Origin of the sequence: Sutterella parvirubra YIT 11816 (assembly GCF_000250875.1) — a bacterium.
Lineage (GTDB): Bacteria > Pseudomonadota > Gammaproteobacteria > Burkholderiales > Burkholderiaceae_F > Sutterella > Sutterella parvirubra.
In genome coordinates this window covers 1-7,011 of the sequence record NZ_JH604935.1, presented here as the reverse complement: position 1 = coordinate 7,011, position 7,011 = coordinate 1, and the positions used below count along the sequence as shown (strand labels likewise).

Below are 7,011 nucleotides of genomic sequence, written 5' to 3'. Positions count from 1 at the left end.
TTGAGTGGATGGAACGCCGGGAAGTTCAGGAAAGATGGTTGAGTCGGGTCAGCCGGTCCTCAAGGTCACCGGAAAGGTGCCGGTCCGCTTCGGCCGCGACGGCGACTTCAAGTCGACGGTCACTTTGACCGGTGCCGACGCCACCGTCGAGGAAGGCACGAACCTCGTCCTGATCGAGTCGAAGGCCGGGTTCCAGAATGAAAAGGATCAATATTGGAATGCGGGCGATGATCTTGACGCCCACAAGAAGGACCTCGTCGTGCGGTCCCTCCGCTCGGTCGGATGCGAAGACACATCGTCCATCAAAGCCGAAGACTACAAGCTGAAGTTCGAGAAGAGTTCGGCCGAGGGCGAATACGCCCTCGATCTGGTCGCCGCCTTCCCGAAGGCCGAACCCGCCCGTGAACGCCCCGACCCGGATCCGGTCCAGCCGCCGGTCGAGCCCGATCCGCAGCCTGCGAAGCCGAAGCCCATCGACTGGACCCCGGTGAAACCGGTCCGTTCGGGCGCCGCGGCCGACACCGACGCCCTGATGCGCTCGTCCGCTGCGTCCTTCGCGACGGTGGCCGTAACAAGTGACCTCTTCGTGGACACGGTTTTGCGAAGCGACGACGCGCGGCGCAACGGGATCTTCGCCGCGGCGCGCGCAGGCACCTACGGGTTCGACGCGAAGCCGCGACTCTCGGCCGACGTCTACGCCGGGTTGGTCGGGATCGGCGGAACTATGGGCGAGACGGATCTCGGTGGTTTCATCGAAATAGGCCGGACCAACTATCGGACCAAGTCGGCGGATGCGAACGGGTCCGGCAAACACAACTGCCGGGGTCGGTCTCTTCGCGGTGCATCAGCTGCCGGTCGAGGGGTTGAAGCTGACCGGGTACGTGAAGACCGGGCAGTTGGAGAACAAGTTCGAGACGGCGTTGGCCGGGAAGACCCACGACTTCGAAAAGTCGGCGGTCTATTGGGGCGCGCACCTCGGCGTCAACTACGACTGGCGGGCGACGGCGAAACTCACTGGCCGCGCCTACGTCTCCTACTTCTGGGACGGCCGTGAGGGTGAGGACCACTTCGTCGCCGGCACGGACGGCATGAAGGGAACGACTTTCTCATACGACGCTCTCTCCGCTCACCGCGTTGAGGTCGGGAATTTGTTCACCTATGACTATTCGCCAAATTTGAAACCCTATTTCGGCATCTCCGTCGAGCAGACGTTTGGCGCAAAAGCCCAGGGTTCGTTGAAGGACGAGTACGGGAAACTCGTTCTGCGGTCGTCGGACCTCGACGGCACGACCGGGGTGATCTCGGCTGGGTGGCAGTACCGGGCGCCGGACCAGTCGTTCGAGTTCGGACTCGGCGTCAACGGCTACGCGGGTTGAAGAACGGTGTGAACGCGATGACCCAGGCGGTCTGGCATTACTGAAAAACTGACCAACTCCCGTGAGGGGGAATGGCGGCGGCGGGAGGATCCGGGGTCCCGTCGCCGCCTATTTGTTTTCGGGTTCGGACTCCTGAGTTGACGTGTTGCCCCTGTTGGGGGAGAGCGTGCGTGCGGTCACCTGTTTCATACGCTAATACTGTGGATAAACGGCGTTTTTCAGTGGATAACCACTTTCCTGACACCTCGCATCCGCTAGCGGTACAGGGATATCCGAACATTTGAACGCATGTTCACGTGAATTTTGAAGGCCTGTTCCTCGCGCGGACGAGTATTTGATCGTCTGAGAAGCCTGAAAACACGCCTCTAAGCCGACCCATCGGCCATGAGAATGCGCCGATTCAGGACGCCTGCACATAACACAGCCTCCGACGCTCACCGACGGGTGCCGTGAAGACAATCCCCTCAGGATCGCCTTGAATCCCTGTAATCCCTGTAATCACAGTAACGTGATAGAATGATCCTTCTAGGAAGTTATATAATACGCTTGTGAATCAAGGGGTTCCATTTCTGAGGAGCTTGGAAAACGGATGCAACCGGCTGCGGCCGGGTGAGATCGGCCCTACCCGATCCCACCCGGTCGGCTCCGGCGACCAAGCCGGACGGTCCCATGGCGGTGACCGAAGCACATTGGTGGGCGTCCGAACCACACGATTCCCAACCGCGTTTTTTTTCTTCTGAACGACCTCAACGGAAGACTTCTTCACCATGACGACCTCCGACTTTTCGAATCTCCCCATCGACGTTTCGGACCCGACGCCCAATTTGGGGTTGGACCGGTCGGCGCTCGCGGTCGTCTCGGACGACCCGCCCAAAGCCAACCCGGCCTTGGTCTATCTGGCGGGACTACACTCCGAACTCTCCCGCACCAGCATGAAGTCGAAGCTGAACGTCGTCGCCCGACTTCTGGGTGCGCGCGATCTCTACGACTGCCCCTGGTCGAAGATCCGGGCCGAGCACGTCGTGGGTCTCATGACCAAACTCGCCCAGGATGGCGGCAAGTCCGTTGAACGTTCCGGTCGGGCGGGTTCGACGGTCAACTGCTATTTGGCCGCGATGAAGGGTGTCGCAAAAGCGGCCTGGATTTCCGGACAGCTCGCGCACGAGGACTATCTGCGCGTCACAGCCGTGAAGGAACTCCGGTACTCGCGCGCGCCCGCCGGGCGGTCGCTCACTTTCCGCGAAAGCCGGACGATGCTCCAGAACTGCGACCCCAACCGGAAAATCGACATTCGTGACCAGGCTATCCTGATGCTGATGCTGGGCTGCGGGCTGCGCCGCGGCGAGATCCCGGGACTCATGATCGAGCGGTACTTCCCGGACGAAGGCGCTTTGACCCTGATCGGCAAGGGCGACAAGGAACGAAAAGTCTTTCTTCCCGAGGAAGTCCAAGAGTCGATCGACGACTGGATCCAGCGCGTGCGCGGGGTCGGACCGGGTCGGCTCTTCGGCAGGATTCTGAAGAACGGGAGTCTCAACCTCTCCCGGCCGCTCGACCCCCGATCCGTCGGGATGATCGTGCAGAACCGTTTGAAGGCTTCGCAAATCAACGGCAAATTGACGGCGCACGATTTGCGACGCACATTTGCGACGCGATTGTTGGATGACGGCATAGACATTACGACCGTCAAAAACATGATTGGGCACGCCAACATTACGACCACCGCCCGATACGACCGCCGCGGCGAAGAAGTCCAGAAGCGTGCGGCGAGGTCGGTGCGGCTCTAATTTGGTTCGGAGCGCCCTCTTCCGCTCAGCTGTAGGACGTCTCTGAAAGACGTAACGCTACTCAGAACGTGCGTAATGACAGTTCTTTCTGAGTGGCGGTCCGAGCCTCATGGAACCGCGCTCGTCCGCGTCGATGACGCTCACCCCCTTCCCGGCTTGACTTCAGGATCGCTTTCGGAGAGATTTCTCAGGATTCCGAGATGCTGCGGAATTTCCGGAATGGGTGGATTGCCGGACTTCAAAGTTTCGCGGTAATTCATTCCCAAGGCCGATGCGATTCTTTTGCACATCTTTGAAGTCATGCAATGCCGATCATTGCGGATACCTTTCCGGTCGACCAGGATCCGTTCGACGGTTTCCACACCGGATGTCGAGCGAGGCCCAGAAGGTAGCATGCTTCCTTGCCCCGCTGAAGCAAAACCCCTCGCCCGCAGCGCTTCTCTGCGAGGCCGATGTTTTGGTTTCATCGACCTCGACGATCCTGCCGCGGCGTGCGTTGAAGACCTTCCGGAAGATGTTGTTCATGTGCGGGCTCTGGGGCGGGTCATGCGTTTCGGTTTGCTTGAGGCGTCGGTGCGGGGCGGGCTTCCGACCGTACGACGAAGCATTTCCCGACCATCTTCGTGCAGACCGCCCCCAATACGCGTTGGGGCTAACGCGCGCCGGGCCAGGCGCAGGGATGGGCGGACGCGGCGAACGCCAGCGCGCATGCGGAGGTCGGACCGTACACCGCGACGGCGGGGACGCATCGTCCACTCGACGTTACCAAAGGTTCCATCCGTACCTTTTTCGTCACTTCTCCGCTCCGGAGAGGCGAATCGAACGTTTTGCGGGCCATCCCCTCCGGTTCGTCGAAAGGGGCCGCCAAGACCGTCCAGGCCGTCTGGGACGCGCCGAAGGTGCGCTTCAAGGCCGTTGATTCGGATCGCCTGACGCCCTGACGTCGGGACCTCCAAAAGAAAAATCCCAAGCCGACCGTAGCGGATCGGACCTGGGATTCGGAGTCAGGCTTCACCCGACGCCCGCCATCCGGCACTTCGGAGCGGGCGTCGCGTCATCTCATCAGAAGCGATAGACGACCGAAGCGTTGACGTTGGTGTTGGCGCGGTCCGAGGGACCGAAGCCGTAGCCGGCGTTGAGGCCGAAGACGAAGGCGCCCTGCTCGGCCGTGACGCCCACCGTCGTGTTGACGAGGCCGCCCGAGAGGACCGTGACTTCGGAGGCCGAGCCGAAGGACTCGACGGAATTGTCGCCGAGCTGCGGGACGATCGTGACGTCGGCCGTCGGGCGGAAGGTCCAGCCCTGGGCTTCGAACGCCGCCGCGACGGCGACGCCAATCGGGGCTTCGAGAACGTTCATGTCCTGGCCCTTGTTGAAGGCGACGGCATCCGTGTCGATCTTCGTGAAGCGCAGACCGAAGTGCGGCGCAACCGTGACGACGCCCGACTGATACGCGGTGAAGTCGCCGCGCACGCCCAAGGTCATCGAGGCGGCGTCGGAGGCGTCGCCCGTGCCCTTGAAGTCGTTCGAGAAGTCAAGGTAGCCGAGGTCGGCCTTGACGTTGAGGCCCGCGAAGTCCTTCGCGGCGTAGAGCGAGACGCCCCAGAAGTCGGTGTCGACCGAGTTCTTGAGGCCGCCCACGGTGTCCGTGTCGGCCGTACCGACCACGACCGCGGCGCCCGCCTTGAAGAGGTCCGCGACGGGCATGTCGAAGCCGAGCACGCCGCCGGTGATGTCCGCTTCGTAGCCGGTCTTGCCGTAGAGCTTCTTGGCTTCGTTCTTCGTGTGGAAGACGTCGGCCCAGACGCCCATGGCGTTGCCGGCGGCGAGCTGGTGGCGCGCAATCGCGTCGGCGACCTGAGCGTTCGCGTCGTAGGCGACGTTCAGAACACCGGCCGTGACGTTCCCGCCCATGGCCTGCGCGTACGCGGCGAGACCTTCCGCCGTGAGGGTTTCGTCGCCCGAGCGCGTCACGCCCGTGCCGAAGAAGGCTTCGTTGGCTTCAAGCGCCTTGATGATCGAGGCTTCCTTCGAGGAGAGACCCTGCGCGTAGCGCGCGGCGAGGCGGGCGTCGAGGGTGTAGTTGCCGATCACCGAGTTGTAGACGAGCTGCAGGCCCGAGGTCAGGTCGACGCCGATGAACTTCGAATCGGTCGTGACGTCGGAGCCGATGGTGGAATCATCGGAGCCGAGTTCGATGAGACCCGTCTTCAAGACGTTCGTGAGGACGAGCTTGCCGTCGACGGTCACCTTGGTGTTCTTGCCGAAGACGGTGTTGTCGACGTCGGAATCGGCGTAGGTTTCAACGTCGGCGAGGGTCTGCACGAAGCCCGTCGTGTCGAGAACGAGCGCGGCGTCGGTGTTCACCGTCACGGACTGCGTGGTGGCCGGGGTGCCCGCGGAGGGGATCGACGGGGTGACGGGCTTCATCGAAACAGCCTTGCCGAGACCGGCGGCCGAGCCGACCGTCACGGCGGCGCCCGAGAGCGTGACCTGACGGTCGACGTAGAAGACGGCGTCGGCCTCGTCCGCGTACTGCGCGGCCGCGGCGGCGTTCGTGGTCAGGAGGCCGGTCGAGGTGAGCTCGCCGCCGATGACGTCGTAGAGCGCGGTCGAACCCGAGAGTTCGAGCGTGCCTTCGACCTTCATCTTACCCGAGGACGAGTTGTCCTTGAGGATCAACGTGCCCATGCTGAGCGAGGCGCCTTCGGCGACCGTGCCGTTCATCGTCTGAACGGTCTTCGCGGCGTAGGCGCCGTTGACGTTGAGGGTGGCGGCGGAGAGCGCGTTGGCGTTCACCGTGCCGACGTCCTCGGCGTCCGCACCGAGGTTGAGCGTGCCGCTGAAGTCGAGACGTTCGACGTTGCGGCCTTCGAGGAGGTTGCCGGAGTCCTTCGCGCCCACCAACGTGACGACGGCGCTGTTCGTGACGGACACGTTAGTGGTGGCCGAGTCGACTTCGAGCGCGCCGAAGGAGATGACCTCGGAGCCGGCCGTGATCGCAACCGCGCCGTCCTTGGAGGCCGCGGCCTTCAGGGTGGAGGAGCCGTAGGTGCCGCCGGTCGTAAGAACTTTGTCGATGGAGACGTTGCCGTTCTCGTCACCGACGAGGGTGGCGTTCTCAAACGAGAAGACGCCCGTATCGACGGCGCCGAAGAACTGGTTCGCGGCCTTGAGCTGGTCGAGCGTGTACGTTCCCGTCCAGGCCGTCTCGACGATCTTGCCCTTGACGGTGCCGAGAGCCTTCCCGAAGACGGTCTTCGTTTCGAGGTCGTCGTTGATGAGGTTCGTCCAGGCGGTTTCGAGCGTCGCGCCGCTGTCGAAAGCCGTGAGGACGCCGGCTTCGGCGGTGACCGTACCGTTGATGCGGGTGACGGAGGACCCGCGGAATTCAAGCTGACCGGTGATGCCGATCGTGACGCTGCCGACCGTGAAGTTCCCGGAACCCCAGACGCGGAAGGTGCCGTCGTTGATGACGAGTTGCTGGGCGGAGGCGGTCGCACCCGCCGCGACGTCGATCGAGCCGAGACCGCGCTGTTCCGTGAGGCCGTGGATGCCGTAGTTGGAGGCGCTCACCGTGAAGGTGCCGCCCTGGACGGTGGAACCCGCCTCGGCGTAGATCGCGAAACCTTCGCACTGCCGGGCGCCGTCGATGGCGCGGCTGTTGAAGAGCACGTCGTGGAGGATGGCGGTGGCGCCCTTCTTCACCGTCACGATGTGCGCGTAGTTGGTGTCGAAGGATTTCGTGGCGGCGACGTTGAGGTCGTAGGAACCGATCTTGGAGAGGATCTCGAGGGTGCCCTCTTCAACGGTGATGTCCACTGCTGTCCAAATTGAAATGTGCTGTC

4 protein-coding genes are annotated in these 7,011 nt (G+C 62.9%); 2 read left to right on the top strand and 2 right to left on the bottom strand.

The features are described 5' to 3' along the window. Window positions 1–25: 25 nt before the first annotated feature. A complete protein-coding gene (locus HMPREF9440_RS11370) occupies window positions 26–814 on the bottom strand; it encodes a hypothetical protein (protein ID WP_172634275.1) in 789 nt (262 codons plus the stop codon). Between the two features lie 25 nt (window positions 815–839). Here HMPREF9440_RS11370 and HMPREF9440_RS11365 point away from each other — a divergent pair, with 25 nt between their 5' ends. Both HMPREF9440_RS11365 and HMPREF9440_RS03915 read left to right on the top strand, forming a co-directional pair. Further along, entirely contained in the window at window positions 840–1,376 is a 537-nt protein-coding gene (locus HMPREF9440_RS11365) for a hypothetical protein (RefSeq protein WP_172634274.1), read from the top strand. Window positions 1,377–2,143: 767 nt separating this feature from the next. Next, window positions 2,144–3,163 (top strand): tyrosine-type recombinase/integrase, encoded by a 1,020-nt coding sequence (locus tag HMPREF9440_RS03915; protein ID WP_008541719.1) that lies wholly within the window; start codon window positions 2,144–2,146, stop codon window positions 3,161–3,163. 1,062 nt (window positions 3,164–4,225) lie between these two features. On the opposite strand, the gene HMPREF9440_RS03910 is transcribed toward HMPREF9440_RS03915, so the two are convergent. Continuing rightward, a complete protein-coding gene (locus HMPREF9440_RS03910) occupies window positions 4,226–6,985 on the bottom strand; it encodes an autotransporter outer membrane beta-barrel domain-containing protein (RefSeq protein ID WP_040763502.1) in 2,760 nt (919 codons plus the stop codon). Between the last annotated feature and the right edge of the window lie 26 nt (window positions 6,986–7,011).

Bases quoted from the DNA above. Each gene is read 5' to 3' on its own strand.
- HMPREF9440_RS03915 (WP_008541719.1), top strand. From the start codon at position 2,144: ATGACGACCTCCGACTTTTCGAATCTCCCCATCGACGTTTCGGACCCG.